The following is a 19,555-nucleotide window of genomic DNA, read 5'->3' as shown; positions in this document are numbered from 1 at the left end:
TACTGCTGCTGTTTTATAAATCTGAGGCAGTAGACAATTTTGAGCGAGCTCAGTAGATATTTCGGATGATGATTCTAAGGCATTCCATTGCTGCATTTGCTCAAACAACCATTCAAAGTCAGTCACTTTGGGTTGTGCATCATTTTCAATCAGATGACGAACTATATTTTGTATGGCATGGTATTTTTCTACATGCACTTCTTCAGAACATTCAAACTGAATAATATCGAATTCGACTAAAAGGTCCCAAATTGGCGCAAAGTCTTCAATCGATTTAAGCTCTTGCTGTGCTTTGATTAAAGCTCGAGTGAGTGAGATTAATGTATTCGGATGCTGTTCTGCCCAATCATGTGTCACAGCAAGCACTTTATCTGCGACATTTGGGATAATTTGCTGACTTGAACATACAATTTGTCCTAATCCTGCTAGTTCAGCTTGGGTATTCCAAGGCTCACCCACACAGAAACCATCGACTAAATGAGTGCTTAGTGCTTCTACCATATACGATGGCGGTAAGGTTTTTACTTGAATGTTTTTTGCAAGTTCCCTATCTGCCAAAGCAAGCCATTCTTTTAAACAATAATGATGGATAGAATGTTGAAACACATGCGCGAGTGAAACAGGATGATTTTGTTTAAGATGATCTACTAACTTTTGAGCAGATTGTTCCGCAGTATCGTCTTTTTGAATCTGTAATTGATAACACAGTTTCTGACTCAGGCTAATAAAAGCACGACTCTCGCTTAAGACCAATGGTGTTTGTAAGGGAATACCAATCTGATCATTGCCAATTGCAGCAGCAGGTAACATAGCAGATAAGCAATGTGCAGCATCGAGTAAACCAAATGCCAGTCGATCGCGTAAACTTGCCCAGGAAGCTTCTTTGATCAGCCGAACATCTAATCCTTCTTCATCAAAAAAACCGCGTTGTTTAGCCCAAAGCAGTGCTACGCAATCAAGTAAAGGAATATAACCAAGTTGCAATTTTGTTTTTTCTAAACTGCTCATTTATTCATCCTTTAGTTGATTGTTTAAAAGCTCTTGTGCATCGAGTAGACGACGTGCCATTTCACCGATGGTCATACGATGACTCATCGCATTTTTTCTTAATAATTGGAATGCTGTATCTTCAGTGAGACCGTGAAGTTGCATCAGTAAAACTTTCGCTTTTTCAATATCTTTTCGATCTGCGAGTTTTGTTTTTGCATCTTTTAGATCACATTCAAGTTTTTTATGCTTTTTATATTGCTCAATCGAAATATCCAGAATGGTATGTAAACGACTTGGATCGATACCATCAACAATATAGGCAGTGATGCCTGCATCAATTGCTTGTTTGATGGTGTCTTTGTCAGTGTTTTTAGTAAAGAGTACAGTGGGTAGGTCAAAGTTACTTACACAGCTTTCAATAACGTCACGATGTGGATGATCCATATCGAGCAAAATGACATCTGCTTGAAGATGTTCCAATTTGAAAATATTCAGGTGATCAAGAGTAAAGCAAGCAACAACATCAAAATCATGTTCAATTAAACAAGTTTTGATGTATTCAGCTCGGGCTTGATCATCATCAATAAGTGCGATTCTGAGTTTCGGCATAAGTATAAAGATCAAACGATAAGTGTGTGTGCATTTAAGACGATGCACGATGAATGTTGTTTTAAAAGCAAAATTGGTGCCATTGGAGTTATTCTTATTCGGTGCAATCGCTCCTTTAGCATCTACATTATGCGCTTTATTGTATCGTTCATTGATTTCAGAACCAAAGAAAATTTAGAACTATGTTTTAAAACCATAAAATGTATTGTTTTGGTGCGTAAAAAGAGTTCTTTTGAAGCAGAAAGAATTGTGCTTTAAAACGGGTCATCCTCATAAAGCCCTATTTTGTATAGGGGTAAAATGTAGTGTCTAAGCTATTTTTATTTATAAAAATCATTAAAAAACAATGATTAATATAATTTCTTGCTTTGCTTTCTTAAAGTTGGCATAGCATTTGCTAAATATTTATTGAGTCAAAGACGACTTTCCAAAAAATTGTAAGACGGCCAACGATGTCCGATCTGATCGGTTTGTTCACACAGAGTGCTGTGTCAACAAAGCAATATACGTTCAGTATGGGAGATGGCAATGTCTTTAGATTTATCGGCAAAAAAAGCCACATCAATAAAGTTATTTAACTTTTCTGCACCAGCGATGCGGGCATTCCACATGAGTTGGCTTGCTTTCTTCGTTTGTTTCTTTGCTTGGTTTGCATGTGCACCTTTAATGCCAGTCATTGCAGGTGAATTTCATCTGACTAAAGATCAAATCGCAAATATCAATATCGCAGCAGTCGCAATCACCATCTTAGTCCGTTTGATCGTTGGTCCTTTATGTGACAAGTACGGACCACGTAAAACATATACCGCTTTGTTGATTATCGGCAGTATCCCCGTTTTTGGTGTCGCTTCTGCAAATAGTTATGAATCATTTCTGTTCTTTCGCTTATTAATTGGTGCAATTGGTGCGAGTTTTGTGATTACGCAATACCACACTAGCATCATGTTTGCTCCAAATGTCGTGGGAACTGCAAACGCAGCCTCAGCTGGTTGGGGTAATGCTGGTGGTGGGGCAACACAAGCACTCATGCCGTTATTACTATCTGCATTGGTGATGTTTGGTGTAGAGCAAGCATTTGGTTGGAGACTCGCACTAATCGTTCCAGGTGTCATGATGGTGATCGTAGGTTTTCTTTACTGGAAGTTTACTCAAGATTGTCCTCAAGGTGATTTCAAAGAGTTACGTGCTCAAGGTGTGGTTGTTGGCAGCGATAAAAAAGGTGGTCTAGCAATCTTAATGCATGCTGCTCGTAACTATCGCGTATGGATTCTCTTCTTCTCATATGCAGCTTGTTTCGGTATCGAAATCTTTATCCATAACATCATTGCGATGTACTACGTCGAACACTTTAGTTTCGGATTAAAAGAGGCTGGTTTAGCAGCAGGTATCTTTGGTTTGCTCGCATTATTTGCCCGTGCATTGGGTGGGATTCTTTCAGACAAAGTTGCACTCAAAAAAGGCTTGGATGGTCGTACTAAAGTACTGTTTGGATTGATTCTTGGCGAAGGGCTTTTCTTAATGTTGTTCTCGCAAATGAATGGACCTGTACTCGCTATTCTCGTAATGACGGTATTTGCATTATTCACACACATGGCATGTGGTGCGACTTATGCGCTTGTTCCATTCATTGATCGTGAAGCGCTAGGTGGTGTTGCAGGCATCATCGGTGCAGGTGGAAACGTTGGTGCAGTGGCGGCAGGTTTCTTACTGAAAGGTATGTTGGATATTCAAACTTGTTTAATGGTTCTAGGTGGCTTAGTGGTCATTGCTGCGAGTTCGGTCATGCTTATCCGATTTTCGGTAGAGCATAAAGAAAAAGAACAACGTTTATTTGAACAAGCAATTTTAGAACGTGGCTCAGAACAAAACAGCGCAGCTTAATCTCAGATTAGATTTTAGGAGAAACACAATGAAATTAGTGATGATTGGTCACGGTATGGTGGGTCATAAATTCATCGAAGCCATCTTAGAGAAAGCTGATGATGAATTAGAGATAACAATTCTTGCTGAAGAACCACGTATTGCATATGACCGCGTACATTTGACTGAATATTTTTCAGGTAAATCAGCGAAAGATTTATCACTTGCTCGTTTCGATTTTGCCGATGCACATGGTATCGATTTAAGACTAAATACCAAAGCTATTGCAATTGATACAAAAGAACAAACCGTGACTACTAGTATGGGTGATGTCATCAGTTACGACAAACTCGTACTGGCAACTGGTTCATATGCTTTCGTTCCGCCAATTGCAGGTAATGATCGTGAAAATTGCTTTGTATATCGTACCATTGAAGATTTAGATGCGATCCGTGCTGCAAGCCTAAACGCGACATCAGGTGTGGTGATCGGTGGTGGTCTACTCGGTTTGGAAGCGGCTAAAGCTTTACGTGATTTAAATCTTGAAACACATGTAGTTGAGTTTGCACCACGTTTGATGGCGGTTCAAATTGATGATTTAGGCGGTAAAGTATTACGCCGTAAAATTGAAAACTTAGGTGTAAAAGTTCACACGCAAAAAGCGACACAATGTATCGAAGCTGGCAATAATGCTAAGCATGTAATGAAATTTGCTGATGGTAGTGAGCTTGAAACGGATGTGATTTTGTTCTCTGCGGGGATTCGTCCACGTGATGAGTTAGCACGTTCAAGTGGTTTAGCGCTTGGTGAGCGTGGTGGTATCAAGATCAATGATTACTGCCAAACCTCTGATGAAAACATTTACGCAATTGGTGAATGTGCGCTTTGGGACAATAAAATCTATGGTCTCGTTGCACCTGGATATGACATGGCGCGTATCGCAGCCAAACATATCTTAGCTGAAGAAACACATTGTTTCGCTGGTGCTGATATGAGCACTAAGTTGAAATTGATGGGTGTAGATGTGGCATCGGTTGGTGATGCACATGGTATGACACCGAACTCACTTAGCTATTTCTATGCTGATGAAGATGCATTGGTTTATAAGAAAATCGTTGTCGATGCAGATAAAACCAAATTACTGGGTGCAGTACTGGTTGGTGATGCAAAAGAATATAACGATCTTTTACAAATGATGTTGAATGGTATCGCATTGCCAGAAACACCTGAAAGCTTAATCATGCCAGGATTTGCTGATTCTGGTGCGAAGGCGGGCGGTAGCGGTGTTGATTTACTTCCAGACAGTGCAACGATTTGTTCATGTAACAACGTATCGAAAGCAGATATTTGCCAAGCCATTTGTGATGGTTCCACCTCTTTAGGTGCTTTAAAGAAATGTACTAAAGCAGCAACAGCGTGTGGTGGTTGTGCGCCATTAGTTACTCAAGTTTTAAAGTCTGAGTTACAACGTCAAGGTGTAACGGTTAATAACCATGTATGCGAACACTTCCCGTACTCACGTCAAGAGATCTATCACTTGGTGCGTGTCAATGAAATCAAAACATTTGATGATTTGATTCAACAACATGGTCATGGTTTAGGTTGTGATATCTGTAAACCAATGACAGCAAACATTTTGGCATCGTGCTGGAATGACTTTGTATTGGAACCAACGCATGCAGGTCTACAAGACAGTAATGACTACTACTTAGGAAATATCCAAAAGGATGGTTCATACTCAGTTGTACCACGAATGGCAGGTGGTGAAGTCACGCCAGATGGTTTGATTGCTGTAGGTCAAATTGCTAAAAAATATAACCTGTATACCAAAATTACAGGTGGTCAACGTGTTGACTTATTTGGTGCGCAACTGCACGAGCTACCATTTATTTGGGAAGAGTTGAATGCAGCAGGCTTCGAGTCAGGTCATGCTTATGGTAAATCATTGCGTACAGTGAAATCATGTGTAGGTAGCACTTGGTGCCGTTATGGCGTAGATGATTCTGTTGGTTTAGCGATTGAATTAGAAAACCGCTACAAAGGCTTACGCTCACCGCACAAACTAAAAATGGCTGTGTCGGGTTGTACGCGTGAGTGTGCTGAAGCACAAGGTAAAGATGTTGGTGTAATTGCGACAGAAAAAGGTTGGAACCTATATGTGTGTGGTAATGGTGGAATGAAACCACGCCATGCAGAGCTTTTAGCTTCTGATCTAGATACTGAAACTTTGATTCGTTATATCGACCGCTTCTTTATGTTCTATATCCAAACAGCTGATCGTTTACAACGTACGAGTGTATGGCGTGACAACATGGAAGGTGGTTTAGATTATCTCAAAGCTGTGATTGTCGATGATTCGCTTGGTCTTGCAGAAGAACTTGAAAATCGCATGGCACATGTAATTGGAACTTATCAAGACGAATGGCGTACTGCGGTAGAGAATCCTGAGATTCGTAAACGCTTCCAAACTTACATTAATGCAAGCGCTGAAGAGCAAGCTGATCCATATATTCAATTTACTGAAGTGCGTGATCAGATCCGTCCATTAAATGAAGCTGAACGTTCAGTTGATCGTATCCCGATGGTAGAAGCATAAGGAGAATCAAAATGACAAATCTAAAAGACATGAATATGCTTTCAGAAAATCAATGGATTGATGTGTGTCATCTTGATGACATCACGCCAAATACAGGTGTAGGTGCACTTATTGCGGGTCAATCCGTTGCTTTATTCCGCGTAGGGAACGAAAAACGTATTTATGCATTAAGTAATAAAGATCCGTTTAGCCAAGCAAATGTAATGGCGCGCGGTATTATTGGTGATTTGCAAGGTGAGCGTGTTATTGCCTCACCGATTTACAAACAACACTTCAGTTTAGCAACAGGTCGATGCCTAGAAGATAAAGATCAAAAGCTTTCTGTTTTTCCAACCAAAATCGAAAATGGTCGAGTTTGGGTAGGTACTGTTCCGCAAAAAACTTATATTACCAATAATGGTGTTTCTCAAGAAAAACTGAAGCTCGTTTTGATTGGTAATGGTTTGGCTGGAATGCGCTGTCTAGAGGATTTACTCGACATGGCACCTGATCGTTATGATGTGACGGTGATTGGTGAAGAGCCTTGGGGTAACTATAACCGTATCATGCTTTCACCCGTGCTTTCTGGTGAGAAAACCATTGATGACATTATGTTGCATCCACATGCATGGTACAGCGATAAGGGCATCAAATTTATTGCTGACGATCCTGCTATAAAAATCGATCGTACTCGTAAAGTAGTGCATACACAAAAAGGCGAAAGTGTCGATTACGATCGTTTGATTATTGCAACAGGTTCATCTCCATTTATCCCACCTGTACAAGGCGTGGATTTGAAAGGTGTAATCAGTTTCCGTGATATTTATGATGTCAATACCATGATTAAATATTGCGAAACGAAGAAAAATGCTGTGGTGATTGGTGGTGGTCTGCTTGGCTTAGAAGCAGCTTACGGTCTCAAGCAACGTGGCATGAATGTCACTGTTCTTCATTTGATGGATCGCATTATGGAGCGTCAGCTTGATGGTCGTGCGAGTCGTATGTTGCGTCAAAGTATTGAAGAAAAAGGGATTAATATTATCACTGAGGCAAATACTGAAGCATTGATTGGTAAAGATGGCCATGTTAACCAAGTACGTCTGAAAGATGGCACAGTGTTGGATGCCGACCTTGTCGTATTTGCTGTAGGTATTCGTCCAAATATTGCTTTGGCTCAAAGTGCTGGTTTACGTTGTAATCGTGGTATTTTGGTCAATGATACGATGCAAACATTTGACCCAAGTATTTATGCAGTAGGTGAATGTATTGAGCATCGTAATCAGACTTTTGGTCTCGTCGAACCATTGTGGGGACAAGCATTTATCTGTGCAACACACTTGGCAGAACACGGTAGTTTAACTTTCAAATCACCAACCGTTCCGACTCAGCTTAAAGTTAGTGGTGTTGATGTATTCTCGGCTGGAAATTTTGAACCGAAAGAAGATTACGAAGACATTATCCTGAATGATGAAAAACGACAAATATACAAGCGTATCATTATTCAGAAAGATAAAGTCATCGGTGCGGTACTGTTCGGTGATACTGAAGATGGCATGTGGTATGCGGAATTGATTGCAGATCAAACACCAATTTCAACATTTAGAAATAAATTGTTATTTGGTAAGGATTTTGCAATGAAGAAAGCAGGTTAATCATCTTTGGGGTTTAGGTTCCTCGGTGCCTAAACCCAAACAGAACGTGAAATTCAGGCATAGATGAAATAGGTGAAGGGGCAGTCATGAACAGTATTCAAAATTTAGAACACAGTCGCTCCGATCAAGCAGAAACAATCATTACAAAAACAACGTGTCCCTATTGTGGGGTTGGATGTGGTGTTGATGTCACGGTAAATCATAAAGCACAAGGAACAACGGTTGAGGTTGCTGGTGATTTGGAACATCCATCTAATTTTGGACGCCTTTGTATTAAAGGCAGTAATTTGGCGGATACTCTAGGATTAGAGACTCGCGTTTTGCATCCGATGTTTGGTCGTAAGAACCATCGTAAGGTAACGACATGGGATGCAGCCATAGAAAAAATCGCAGATCAATTCCAAGCGTGTATCGATCAACACGGTCGTGACAGTGTGGCATTTTATGTATCAGGGCAGCTATTGACTGAGGATTATTACGTCGTCAATAAGTTTGTGAAAGGCTATCTAGGTACAGCCAATATCGACACCAATTCACGTCTGTGTATGTCTTCGGCAGTTGCAGCGCATAAACGTGCTTTTGGTGAGGATATCGTGCCAGCAAGTTACGAAGACTTTGAATTTACCGATATGGTGGTGTTGGTGGGTTCAAATACGGCATGGTGTCATCCTGTACTTTACCAACGCATCATGCAGGCTAAAAGTAAAAATCCAGATTTATTCGTTGTTGTGGTTGATCCCCGTTTTACCAGTACATGTGAACAAGCAGATTTGCACCTTCCAATTTTACCTGGACAAGATGTCGCATTGTTCAATGGTTTATTACAGTATTTATATAAGAATAACTTTATTGATCAACATTTTGTCGATACACATACAGAAGGTTTGGACACTTTACTAGAATCTAGTCAGACTGAAGCTGATTTTGACTCAGTCGTGAACCGTACGGGAATTTCAGCAGAAAAGCTAAAATTCTTCTTCGAAAAATTTGCCACCAATCAAAAAGTTGTGAGCTTATTTTCAATGGGTGTGAATCAATCTTCTCAAGGGGTGAATAAAGCCAATAGCATTATCAATTGCCATCTTTTGACAGGGAAAATTGGTAAGTTAGGTGCTGCGCCATTCTCAATGACAGGTCAACCGAATGCCATGGGTGGCCGTGAAGTGGGTGGTTTAGCCAATATGTTGGCAGCACATATGGACATCGATAATCCATCACACCAAACACTTGTACAAAACTTTTGGAACAGTCCTGTGATTGCCAATCAAGCGGGACTGAAAGCAGTTGACTTATTCCAAGCTGTGGAGTCTGGAAAAATTAAAGCCATATGGATTATGGCAACCAATCCTGTGGTGAGTTTACCTGATGCGGATCAAGTAAAACGCGCATTGACCAAATGTGAGTTTGTCGTGGTTTCAGATATTTGTGCTGATACAGATACCACAGCTTATGCGGATGTGTTGCTTCCTGCGTTAGGTTGGGGTGAAAAAGATGGAACGGTGACCAATTCTGAACGCCGTATTTCACGTCAAAGAGCTTTTTTACCTGCTCCAAAGCAAGCAAAAGCAGACTGGTGGGCCGTTGCTGAAGTTGCGAAAAAATTAGGTTTTTCTGGTTTTGATTTTAACAACGTATGTGACATCTTTAATGAACACGCCGCCTTATCTGCCCATCAAAATGCAAGTTTGGATCAACGTGATCAAGTGGAAAACTTTCGTTATTTCAACCTAAAAGGACTAATGAATTTGTCTTTGGATGAATATGATCATTTACGTCCGATCCAATGGCCCGTTTGGGAAAAAGGTCAAAGTACTGCGGTTGAGCAGTTATTTGATCAAGGCTTGTTTAGCCATAAAAGCAAAAAAGCAAAACTGATCCCGACAGTGGCAATTGATCCAGTTCATGCAGTTTCTGAAGATTATCCATTGGTGTTGAATACAGGACGTATTCGTGATCAATGGCACACCATGACGCGAACAGGTTTATCAGCAAATCTGACCATTCACCGAGCTGAACCATTTTGTGAAATTCACCCGAATGATGCTTTAAAATTTGGTATTCGTGATAAAGCATTGGTTGAAGTGAAGTCACAATGGGGCAGTTGTGTTCTGCGTGTCACTTTGGCTCAAGGTGTTCGCCGTGGTCAAATTTTTGCACCGATTCATTGGACTGAGCAAGTTGCCTCTGATGCTCGTGTCGGAAAAGTAGTTAATCCAGTTGTAGATGCAATATCAGGCGAACCTGAGTTTAAACATACACCTGTTGCAATTCAGCCATTCCATACAACATGGCAAGGTGTTTTGTATGTCCGAGATGGGTTTGAACAACAAATCAAAACCTCATTGCAAACATGTGCATGGTGGGCAAAAGTTAAAATAGCCAAAGCAGTTCGTTTTGAAATTGCAGATCGTCACAACTTTGATCAAACGCAGAAGAATTTAAAAAGTTTCTTGCCTTTTGTTGATGAAACTTATGAATGGTTGAGTATTGAAGATGTTTCAGCGCAAATGAGTCATAGCATCATTCTGAAAGATGGGATTTTGATTGCCAGTCTTTATATTGCGCCATCGGATATGTTGCCTGACCGTGATTGGGTTGCGAGTTTATTCAAACGTGAGCGTTTAAGTGCATTACATCGTAAAGCACTGCTTGCTGGTATGCCGATGTCAGCCGCAAATAATGATGGACCATTGGTTTGTAGCTGCTTTAAAGTAGGTAAAAATAAGATCATTGAAGCGATTAAAACGCAGAATATTACTCATGAAAAACAAGTGACAGCTTGTCTAAAAGCGGGTGGTAATTGTGGTTCTTGTTTACCTGAGATCAGAGGTTTGATTAAAACCTGCCAGTTGGAGGCGGAAGCATGAATACAGATTTTCCCGCTACAGATCTCGTGATCTTGGCGGGAGGACAGGCAAGACGAATGAATGGGATGAACAAACTATTGCAACAGTTTGATGATCAGATTCAATTGTCAAAAATTTGTCAACGCTTTAAATCGGAAGTTCAGCAGATATGGGTCAATAGTCATCGTGATAGCTCGATCTATAAAAGTATAGAGCCGACTGTTGAATGTTTTTCTGATGATCAAAACGGCTTTTTAGGGCCGTTGATGGGAATGAAAAGTGCATGGTCGCGTGTACAAGCAGAATATGCATTATTTATTCCTTGTGATGTGACTTATATCCCAAATCAAGTGCTTGCAAAGCTGCATCGTGCCTTAGAGAAAAATCCGCAAGCATCCGTGGCGTATGTAAATATCAATGGCGATGCCTTGTATCCATTTTGCTTGTTAAAAAGAGCGAGTTTATCGATATTAGAACACCAGCTCGCTGCAAATAAATTAAGTTTAAGAGAAACTTTTAGGCAACTACACGCTCAACACGTTGTCTTTCAAAAGCAAAGCCTGTTTTGTCATAGCATCAATTCATTGGATGAGCTTCAACAATACAAGCAGATGAAAGCTTTTAAACAGATGTTTGTTTCAAACTGATCGGTTAAAAAAGCTCTCTTATTTAGATGTTGATATGGATGTTTAGATTATGGATTTTTGCAGATAAATTTCCATTTCTTCAACTGGAACCATACCACCACCAGTTGCCCAAACAATATGATTAGCATTATTCATTTGTTGCGCAGTCAGTTGATGCATAGCAGCATATTCTTGGTGCTGACTGATTAAGATTGGACCTAACATTCCAGCTAAGGCTGATGGTTCCAGTTTTAAATCTTCTGATTCATTGAGTAGCCCCAATAAGTTATACATGCTTTGATCATCCAGTGTGTAGAAAGCATCGAGTAGTCTTTCCATCGCTCGACCTACAAATCCAGATGCACGTCCTACTGCTAAGCCATCTGCTGCGGTAATGTTATCAATGCCTAGGTCTTGTACTGAGATTTGATCATGTAAGCCTGTTGCTACACCTAGCAACATGCATGGTGAATGAGTTGGCTCTGCAAAAATACAATGTACGTGATCACCCAAAGCCATTTTTAGTCCAAATGCAACGCCACCAGGACCACCACCAACCCCACAAGGTAAATAAACAAATAAAGGATGGTCTTGATCAACCGTAATATTTTGAGATTCTAATTGTGCTTTTAAGCGTTCACCTGCAACGGCATATCCTAAAAATAAAGTTTTTGAATTTTCGTCATCAATAAAAAAGCAATTTGGATTTTTTAATGCTGCTTTACGACCTTCTTCAACTGCAACACCATAATCCTGTGCGTATTCAATAACGGTAACACCATGTGATCTTAATTTATCTTTTTTCCACTGACGTGCATCTGCCGACATATGCACAGTGACATCAAAGCCAAGTTTTGCACTTATTATTCCAATCGAAAGTCCTAAATTTCCTGTAGAGCCAACTGCAATACTGTATTGACTAAAAAAATCTCTAAATTCTGCACGATCTAATTTTGAATAATCATCTTCAATTGTTAATAAACCTGCTTGAAGGGCAAGTTTTTCAGCCTGATAGAGCACCTCGTAAATACCGCCACGTGCTTTGATCGATCCTGAGATTGGTAAATGACTGTCTTTTTTGAGCCATAATTTTCCAGTGATATCTTGTTTGAAATGAGCTTCAAGCGTTTGCTGCATCTTTGGAATCGAAACCAGTTCAGACTCAATAATTCCTTTGCTTATCTCAGTCTCAGGAAATACAGACATCAGATAAGGAGCGAAGCGAGTTAAACGATCACGGGCATCATCAATATCATTTTGATTAAGACCAACAAAAGGTAGCCCCATTTCAAGGGTCGTAAAACTTGGATTCAACCAAATTGTTTCTTTAAGCTGAATGAGATCATCAACAACAGGGTGTTGTGCAACAAGGGCTTCAATTTGTTTCGAGTTCATTGGATTATTCATAAGATCTTTCTATTATGGTGAGGAATCGTTAAAGAAATTCCATTCTTTTTAGATATTCATGTATTAAAGGGATTGGATCAATAAAAATTATATCTTATGACAATAATCTTATTCATTTATCAGAACTCTGCTAAGTCAAGTTTTAGTTTTATTTCGGGTGAGTGTACTTGATCTTCTAGTAAATAAGTTCTATTTTAGAACTAACAGGATTTTAAGTGGTTGTCCAAATAATTTATTAGGATTTAAGATCATGTTTGGGCAATTAAAATTTACAAAAATAATCGAGATAACTGCTTGTCTTGCTTATTTCATCATTTGTAATTTGAGCCTTATTCGCTTTTAAAAATCAAAAGACCTTTAGTGAATAAAACTGCAAATCATAGGGAGAATAAAATGCCAATGTCGACTAGCGCTGCAAGACAGGATGTGACTGCTTGTATTTTATGTTCGAGAAACTGTGGTTTAAGTGTTGAAGTTGAAAACAACCAATTTAAGAAAATTAAAGGTGATGAGCAGCATCCATTTTCACAAGGTTATATTTGTCAAAAAGCAGCACGTTTAGAGCATTATCAACAACATGCAGATCGTTTAACTCATCCCTTGAAGCGACAAGCTGATGGTTCATTTCAAGAAATTCCTTGGGATCAAGCGATCCAAGAAATCGCAGATCAATTGGTTGAAATTCGTGATGCACATGGCGGAACAGCATTTGCGTCGGTTGGTGGTGGTGGACAAGGCAATCATCTAGGGGCGGCTTATGGTCGCCAACTATTGTATGCAATGAAAAGCTTTTATGCCTATAACTCACTTGCTCAAGAGAAAACTGGTGATTTCTGGGTGAATGGTCGTTTGTTTGGCAGTCAAGCATGTCATACCACTGAAGATGTGGAACATGCGGATTATGTTTTATTTATTGGAACCAATCCGTTTCAAGCACATGGTATTCCAAATGCTCGTGATACTTTAAAACATATCAAGAAAGATCCAAACCGAACAATAGTGGTATTTGATCCGCGTGTTACTGAAACGGCTAAGCAAGCTGATATCCATGTGCAATTAAAACCTGGTACAGATTCCTATTTGATGTCTGCAATGATTGCAATCATGTTGCGTGAAGATTTGTATGATCAAGCATTTATTCAAAAGCATACGCATGGGTTTGAGCAAGTTAAACAAGCATTTTCAGCCGTCCCAATTGAGTAATATATTGAGAAGGCAGATGTTTCAGTTGAATTGATCTATCAAATTGTCCGTGATTTTGCCAAAGCTAAGCGTGGTTGTGTTCGTATTGATTTAGGGATTCAGCATACTTTAAACACAACCTTAAACGGATATTTGGAAAAATTACTTTATTTACTCGTAGGGCATTTTGGTAAACAGGGAACGAATAACTTACATACTATGTTTATTCCGATCTTGACCAATACTGATGAGCGTAATCCTAAATATCGTCGTACGGTTCATCATAAGATGTTTCCAATATCAGGTTTTTTTCCACCCAATATTTTACCTGACGAAATTTTAAAAGCAGGTGATAAGCGAGTACGTGCAGTCTTTGTAGATAGTTGCAATCCATTGCTCACCTATCCAGACACCGCAGCTTATGAACAGGCATTCCAGTCATTGGAGTTGCTAGTTGTGGTTGATGTTGCGATGACAGAAACAGCGCGATTAGCCCATTATGTATTGCCAGCGCATAGTCAATTTGAAAAGTGGGAATTTACGGGCTTTAATTTGGAATTTCCACAAAATGGTTTCCATTTACGTCATCCGCTTTTTAAAGCTCAAGGCAATACGCTGCCTGAATCGGAAATCTATACTCGCCTACTTGAAGCCATGGGTGCTATTCCAAAACAGTTTCCTTTACTGAATAAGATCGCGCAAAAGGATTCCGCTAAAACAGCATATCTAGGTTATTTTGCTGCACTTGCTGCCAGTTTTGTGAAAAATAAAAAGTTAGTCCCATTTTCGGCATCTATTGTTTATCGAACACTTGGGCAGAGATTACCAAATGACGCCGCATCAACGGCTTTATTATTGCCTTTGTGTATGCAGTATTCGGCTCAACACTATAAAGCAGTCAAACAAGCAGGTTATAAAGGGAATCGTTTAACATTAGGCGTAAACTTATTCCAAGCGATATTGCAAAAACGTTCAGGCGTAATTCTCTCTAAACACAACTATGATGATGTCTGGGATTTGGTTGCTTATAAAGATAAAAAGATTCATTTAGCAATCCCTGAAATGTTGATTGAGTTAGCACAACTGAATCAACAAACTCAAGGTACAAGTGATCAGTTTCCATTTGTCTTATTGGCAGGTGAGCGCCGTAGCTATAACGCAAACCAAATCTACCGTGATCCAGCATGGCGTAAGGTTGATGCAGAAGGTCGCTTGAGAATGAATCCTGAAGATGCAATTTATTTTGGCGTAGAGACTGGTCACTCATTGCAGTGTATTTCAGAACATGGGCAGATTGCAGTGGTTGTGGAGATCCATGAGGGAATGCGAAAAGGGGTTGTTTCGCTGCCACATGGCTATGGTTTACGTTATAACGGGGGGCAGGCGATCGGACCTGAATTGAATCGATTAACTTCGTTAAAGCATTGCGATCCTTTATCGAAAACCCCATATCATAAACATGTGCCTGTACGACTAGAGAAGCCTGCGGCATAGTTGATAGATTGAGTTGATTTGCACTATTTTATTGCGTTTAAATTTATATATGTTTTGAAATAGTGCAATTTCATTTAACCATAATCTGCTATAAATCATCAGATTTTGCTCTAGTATTAAAATGATAAGTTCATTCAACGAAACACAGACTATATGATTGATGAATTTTAGAAATTGGAATAATAATTGCTTAAGTAAAATTCTCATATGTTCAGGAAAATAGATATGCACACAACTTGTGCTGAACAATATGAGAAAATTCACAATATGAGTGCATATGATGAAGCATGAAATACCTGAAACGAATTTACCGATCTTACAAGATCAGTATGGTCGTATTAAGCGTAAGTTACGTATTTCGGTGACGGATCGTTGCAATTTTAAATGTGTGTATTGTATGCCTGAACATCCTGAATGGATGAAAAAGCAAGACTTATTAAGTTTCGAATCGCTTTTGGTTTTTTGTACTTATATGGTGAAACAAGGCATTGAGAATATTCGTATTACAGGTGGGGAACCTTTAATGCGACAAGGAGTTGTTCATTTCATCCGTGATTTGCAACAACTAAAAAAAATTGGTTTAAAACGTATTTCAATGACGACTAATGGTCATTACCTAGCGAAGTATGCTGATCAATTAAAAGCTGCTGGTTTGGATGATTTAAATATCAGCCTCGATAGTCTTGATGCAAAACAATTCAAAGCACTAACCAAGAAAGAACTTAATCCTGTACTAGAAGGAATAAAAGCCGCTCAAAAAGCTGAAATCCCTTTGAAAATTAATTGTGTTTTGATGAAAGATCACAATGATGATCAAATTCTACCGATGGTGAAATGGGCAAAAGATCAAAATATTCCATTACGTTTTATTGAGTTTATGCCGCTAGACGGTGATCAACATTGGACAAAAGATGCTGTAGTGAGCGAAGCAGAAATATTAGCGCGATTAAAGCCTCATTATGCTATTGAGCTACTTCAACAAAATCATGAACCAGCACGCCAATATCGATTAGAAGATGATTATCGAATTGGCATCATTTCGACGATTACCCACTCATTTTGTGGTGAGTGCGATCGTATTCGTCTAACTGCACAAGGTGAACTATTCAATTGTTTATTTGCTCAACAAGGTTTGAATATCAAAAACGATTTGTTGAACACGATTAAACAACATGTTGGTTTATCTGAAGTGTCATATCAAATGCTAGATCAAAAAATTAAACCTTATATCTGGCATAAGGCCAAAGGTTATCACGCGATACAAAACCAACAAGTACGTAAAATTAGTATGCACATGCTTGGAGGTTAGATTGAAAAATATGGAGAGGGTATGCAAACCATAGAAATTAAAATAGAAGCTTTTGGAGAGATAGAAAGATTACTACCCAAACCACTTCAATTTGAGTTTGCTAAAGAAAGTTTAATTTTAGATGTTTTAAATCATATTGTAGATTGTTATCCAGATGCTACAAAGGCGATGGATAAATGTGCTTGCGCGATAGGTGAAGATATTGTGACACGTCAGACCGTACTAAATTCATCATGCACAGTGGTGCTTTTGTCACCTGTTGCTGGAGGTTAGAAATGCGTGAGTTTTCAAGAGTTCAAGATCAAGCATTAAGTTTAGATATTTTTGATCCTATTCAGTCATTTCCTGAATGTGGAGGGATTGATGTTTTTATAGGAACTGTGCGAAACCATCATGAAGGAAAATCGGTAAAAGCACTTAAATATACCTCTTACACACCTGTCGCAGAAAAGATGATTCGTGACATAGAACAGGAAATTAAAGATAAATATCAAGTTTCTTATGTTCGAGTGATTCATCGTATTGGTTATTTGGATGTGAGTGACAGCGCAATTATTGCAATTGCGTATGCTGCGCATCGTCGTGAAGCATTTCAAGCTTGCGAAGAAGCTGTTGAACGAGTCAAGCATGAAGTTCCAATTTGGAAAGAGGAGTTTTTCACAGATGGAACAAGCCATTACGTTGAAGGCTGTTGTATTCGAAAAGATACTACTGATAATCTTCAATCGAAAAAGCACTTGAGTTCTCCTTTATCAAAAGCAGAATCAACAACGCATCAGCACCATGAACATTGTGCACATGACCATACACACGATTAAATTTAGGAAGTAAAGATGAAAAATGTTGGGATGAAACCCGAAAGTTATCGTGTAGCTGAAGCACAAGCTGTCTTACATGCACCTGCACATTGTATTCAACTTCTACGTGACGGAAATACTGAAAAGGGCGATGCGCTGAAAACTGCACGTATTGCAGGTATATTGGCAGCGAAACGAACGGATGAGCTGATTCCACTTTGCCATCCATTACCGATTTATCGCGCCGATGTTGAATATGAATTAAATGATGATCATGTCGTAATTTTAACCACTGTAGAAACCATTGGTCCTACAGGTGTTGAGATGGAGGCACTCACAGCTGCCAGTCTTGCAGGTTTAACGTTATATGACATGTTAAAACCGCATTGTGAGCCTGAAGAGCTTTGTTTAGATCAATGTAAATTACTCAAGAAAAAAGGCGGAAAATCACATTTCAAACGTACCTTACGTCAACCTGTTTCTGCAGCAGTGATTGTTCTCTCAGATACTGTGGCAGCTGGTCGCAAACCTGATACGGCAGGAAAGTCAGTTGTTGATACTTTGACAGAAGCTGGTTTTGATCCAATTCATTATCAAATTCTGCCTGATGAATCTGATCAATTAAAGGATCTAGTATTAGAGCTAAGCAAATCTTATGCATGCATTATGACTGTTGGTGGTACAGGAATCGGGAAGCGTGACATAACGGTAGATACGCTTGAGCCATTGTTAGAAAGAAAATTGGATGGTTTGATGGAAGCGGCGCGTTCTTTTGGACAGAAGCGTACGCCATATGCGGCTATGTCGCGTGGGGTGGCTGGTTTTATTGATCGTTCGTTAGTAGTGACTTTACCTGGTAGTCGTGGCGGCGCAAGTGAATCAATGGCTGCAATTTTGCCAGCCTTGGTGCATATTTTTGATGTTTGCCGTGATTTGCCACATCCAGGGGGATATGAGTAATGTCAGGATGTGATGCTGAGAAAGGGTTGATCAGTATTGATGATGCTTTGGCGTTGATTCAGTCAACGCCTAGCGCATTGACGGTTGAGCAACTGCCATTAACCGAATGTCTGAATCGTTATTTGGCTCAAGATGTGTATTCTGGGGTCGATTTACCCACTTTTTCACAAAGTGCTGTGGATGGGTATGCAATATGTTCATCCTCTGAAAATCTTCAAGATTCAGTATTTGAAGTCATTGGAGAGATAAAAGCAGGAAGTGAACTTGATCATCAACTTCTGCAGGGACAAGCCATACGTATTTTTACTGGGGCTAAGATTCCAACTGGCACAACACATGTCGCTAGACAAGAAATTGTAAAGATCGAATCAAATAATAAAATCCGATTAGTCGAACATATTCAGCAACAAGCAGATATTCGTTTTGCAGGCGAGGAAATTCAATTAGGTCAGAAGATTGCTGAATGTGGTCAGAAAATTAATATTGGTGCGCTTGCAGCATTGAGTATGATCGGTGTACGAAGTATTGCTGTATATAGACTACCTAAAGTAGCTGTACTCGTCACTGGTGATGAAGTTGCTGAAACACCAGAAGATTTAAAAGCTGGCAAAGTTTTTGATGCAAATGGACCTTTATTAAAAGCATGGTTTGAAGATTACGGCATAGAGGTAAATATTCTGCACATTGCTGATGAGTCTCAACGTGTTACTCAATGTTTTAACCAATTAAAACAACAATATGATGTGATCATCACCACAGGTGGTGTATCTGTTGGGGACTATGATTTTGTCCGTCCTTGTTCATTTGACGCAGGTTTCGAACAAATATTTTGGAAAGTTAAACAAAAACCAGGTAAACCACTTTTCTTCGCCCAATATATTGAAGATGAGCATCGCTGTTTTTTACTTGGATTGCCTGGAAATCCAGCTGCAGTTTATGTTTGCATGCAAATCTATGGCAAGGTTTTATTAGATGCATTGCAAAATCAAGATCAATCAATCAATTGGTTTAGTGGAACATTAACACACGAACTTAAATCTGATGCACGTGAGCGTTTTTTAAGAATGCAGGCTTATTACGAACATGGACAATTAAAATTAAAAAGTCTAGCTAAGCAACAATCACATATGCTCAGTAATTTAATGCAAGCAAATTGTTTGGTTCGAGTTCCTGCAAATACTAAACTTGAGATTGGACAAGAATTAACAGGTGTATTTATAACGATTTAATTTTTGATTACATTATGTA

14 protein-coding genes and 1 pseudogene are annotated in these 19,555 nt (G+C 39.3%); 12 read left to right on the top strand and 3 right to left on the bottom strand.

The genetic code is table 11. The annotated features are described in order from the left end of the window. Both A2003_RS12255 and A2003_RS12250 read right to left on the bottom strand, forming a co-directional pair. On the bottom strand, positions 1 to 1,008 hold a 1,008-nt coding region (locus A2003_RS12255; protein ID WP_286687439.1), incomplete at its 3' end, for an ABC transporter substrate-binding protein. Next, complete coding sequence (locus tag A2003_RS12250) at positions 1,009 to 1,599, bottom strand: ANTAR domain-containing response regulator (RefSeq protein ID WP_004915545.1); 591 nt, start codon at positions 1,597 to 1,599, stop codon at positions 1,009 to 1,011. Between the two features lie 49 nt (positions 1,600 to 1,648). Here A2003_RS12250 and A2003_RS12245 point away from each other — a divergent pair, with 49 nt between their 5' ends. The 6 genes from A2003_RS12245 to A2003_RS12220 all read left to right on the top strand — a co-directional run bounded on the left by A2003_RS12245 (position 1,649) and on the right by A2003_RS12220 (position 11,179). Beyond that, on the top strand, positions 1,649 to 1,777 hold the full coding sequence (locus tag A2003_RS12245) for a hypothetical protein (RefSeq protein WP_017397303.1): 129 nt from the start codon (positions 1,649 to 1,651) through the stop codon (positions 1,775 to 1,777). 350 nt (positions 1,778 to 2,127) lie between these two features. Next, positions 2,128 to 3,480, top strand: a complete 1,353-nt coding sequence (locus A2003_RS12240; RefSeq protein ID WP_004915549.1) for an MFS transporter — start codon at positions 2,128 to 2,130, stop codon at positions 3,478 to 3,480. A gap of 28 nt (positions 3,481 to 3,508) precedes the next feature. Then, the gene (gene nirB / locus A2003_RS12235; protein ID WP_005402691.1) at positions 3,509 to 6,055 is read left to right on the top strand and encodes a nitrite reductase large subunit NirB; all 2,547 of its coding nucleotides are present in this window, start codon (positions 3,509 to 3,511) and stop codon (positions 6,053 to 6,055) included. 11 nt (positions 6,056 to 6,066) lie between these two features. Continuing rightward, positions 6,067 to 7,686: a nitrite reductase small subunit NirD gene (nirD, locus tag A2003_RS12230; protein ID WP_112987230.1), complete on the top strand. Its 1,620-nt coding sequence runs from the start codon at positions 6,067 to 6,069 to the stop codon at positions 7,684 to 7,686. A gap of 86 nt (positions 7,687 to 7,772) precedes the next feature. Then, positions 7,773 to 10,553, top strand: coding sequence for a nitrate reductase (locus A2003_RS12225; RefSeq protein WP_286687438.1), 2,781 nt, complete (start codon positions 7,773 to 7,775; stop codon positions 10,551 to 10,553). Then, positions 10,550 to 11,179 carry an NTP transferase domain-containing protein gene (locus A2003_RS12220; protein ID WP_005080929.1) on the top strand — a complete coding sequence of 210 codons (630 nt, stop codon included), beginning with the start codon at positions 10,550 to 10,552 and terminating at the stop codon, positions 11,177 to 11,179. The genes A2003_RS12225 and A2003_RS12220 overlap by 4 nt, the downstream gene beginning before the upstream one ends. A gap of 42 nt (positions 11,180 to 11,221) precedes the next feature. Here the strand turns inward: A2003_RS12220 and dsdA are convergent, their stop codons facing one another. Next, the gene (gene dsdA / locus A2003_RS12215; protein ID WP_112987228.1) at positions 11,222 to 12,553 is read right to left on the bottom strand and encodes a D-serine ammonia-lyase; all 1,332 of its coding nucleotides are present in this window, start codon (positions 12,551 to 12,553) and stop codon (positions 11,222 to 11,224) included. 405 nt (positions 12,554 to 12,958) lie between these two features. Here dsdA and A2003_RS12210 point away from each other — a divergent pair. From A2003_RS12210 to A2003_RS12185, 6 genes and pseudogenes are all read left to right on the top strand, one after another. Beyond that, positions 12,959 to 15,241, top strand: a pseudogene (locus tag A2003_RS12210) (molybdopterin-dependent oxidoreductase). A 271-nt stretch (positions 15,242 to 15,512) separates the two neighbouring features. Continuing rightward, entirely contained in the window at positions 15,513 to 16,550 is a 1,038-nt protein-coding gene (gene moaA, locus A2003_RS12205) for a GTP 3',8-cyclase MoaA (protein ID WP_373865866.1), read from the top strand. Positions 16,551 to 16,571: 21 nt separating this feature from the next. Next, positions 16,572 to 16,823 (top strand): MoaD/ThiS family protein, encoded by a 252-nt coding sequence (locus A2003_RS12200; RefSeq protein WP_042890700.1) that lies wholly within the window; start codon positions 16,572 to 16,574, stop codon positions 16,821 to 16,823. Positions 16,824 to 16,825: 2 nt separating this feature from the next. Further along, complete coding sequence (locus A2003_RS12195) at positions 16,826 to 17,368, top strand: molybdenum cofactor biosynthesis protein MoaE (RefSeq protein ID WP_286687437.1); 543 nt, start codon at positions 16,826 to 16,828, stop codon at positions 17,366 to 17,368. 15 nt (positions 17,369 to 17,383) lie between these two features. Continuing rightward, positions 17,384 to 18,307 (top strand): bifunctional molybdenum cofactor biosynthesis protein MoaC/MoaB, encoded by a 924-nt coding sequence (gene moaCB / locus A2003_RS12190; RefSeq protein ID WP_087539268.1) that lies wholly within the window; start codon positions 17,384 to 17,386, stop codon positions 18,305 to 18,307. Beyond that, a complete protein-coding gene (locus tag A2003_RS12185) occupies positions 18,307 to 19,536 on the top strand; it encodes a molybdopterin molybdotransferase MoeA (protein ID WP_112987226.1) in 1,230 nt (409 codons plus the stop codon). Before moaCB ends, A2003_RS12185 begins: the two co-directional genes overlap by 1 nt. The last annotated feature ends 19 nt before the right edge of the window (positions 19,537 to 19,555 follow it).

Origin of the sequence: Acinetobacter sp. GWC1_38_13 (genome assembly GCF_001767535.1) — a bacterium.
Lineage (GTDB): Bacteria > Pseudomonadota > Gammaproteobacteria > Pseudomonadales > Moraxellaceae > Acinetobacter > Acinetobacter junii.
This window is presented reverse-complemented; position numbering and strand designations above follow the sequence as displayed.

Bases quoted from the DNA above. Each gene is read 5' to 3' on its own strand.
- A2003_RS12250 (WP_004915545.1), bottom strand. From the start codon at position 1,599: ATGCCGAAACTCAGAATCGCACTTATTGATGATGATCAAGCCCGAGCT.
- A2003_RS12245 (WP_017397303.1), top strand. From the start codon at position 1,649: ATGAATGTTGTTTTAAAAGCAAAATTGGTGCCATTGGAGTTATTCTTA.
- A2003_RS12240 (WP_004915549.1), top strand. From the start codon at position 2,128: ATGTCTTTAGATTTATCGGCAAAAAAAGCCACATCAATAAAGTTATTT.
- nirB (WP_005402691.1), top strand. From the start codon at position 3,509: ATGAAATTAGTGATGATTGGTCACGGTATGGTGGGTCATAAATTCATC.
- nirD (WP_112987230.1), top strand. From the start codon at position 6,067: ATGACAAATCTAAAAGACATGAATATGCTTTCAGAAAATCAATGGATT.
- A2003_RS12225 (WP_286687438.1), top strand. From the start codon at position 7,773: ATGAACAGTATTCAAAATTTAGAACACAGTCGCTCCGATCAAGCAGAA.
- A2003_RS12220 (WP_005080929.1), top strand. From the start codon at position 10,550: ATGAATACAGATTTTCCCGCTACAGATCTCGTGATCTTGGCGGGAGGA.
- dsdA (WP_112987228.1), bottom strand. From the start codon at position 12,553: ATGAACTCGAAACAAATTGAAGCCCTTGTTGCACAACACCCTGTTGTT.
- A2003_RS12200 (WP_042890700.1), top strand. From the start codon at position 16,572: ATGCAAACCATAGAAATTAAAATAGAAGCTTTTGGAGAGATAGAAAGA.
- A2003_RS12195 (WP_286687437.1), top strand. From the start codon at position 16,826: ATGCGTGAGTTTTCAAGAGTTCAAGATCAAGCATTAAGTTTAGATATT.
- moaCB (WP_087539268.1), top strand. From the start codon at position 17,384: ATGAAAAATGTTGGGATGAAACCCGAAAGTTATCGTGTAGCTGAAGCA.
- A2003_RS12185 (WP_112987226.1), top strand. From the start codon at position 18,307: ATGTCAGGATGTGATGCTGAGAAAGGGTTGATCAGTATTGATGATGCT.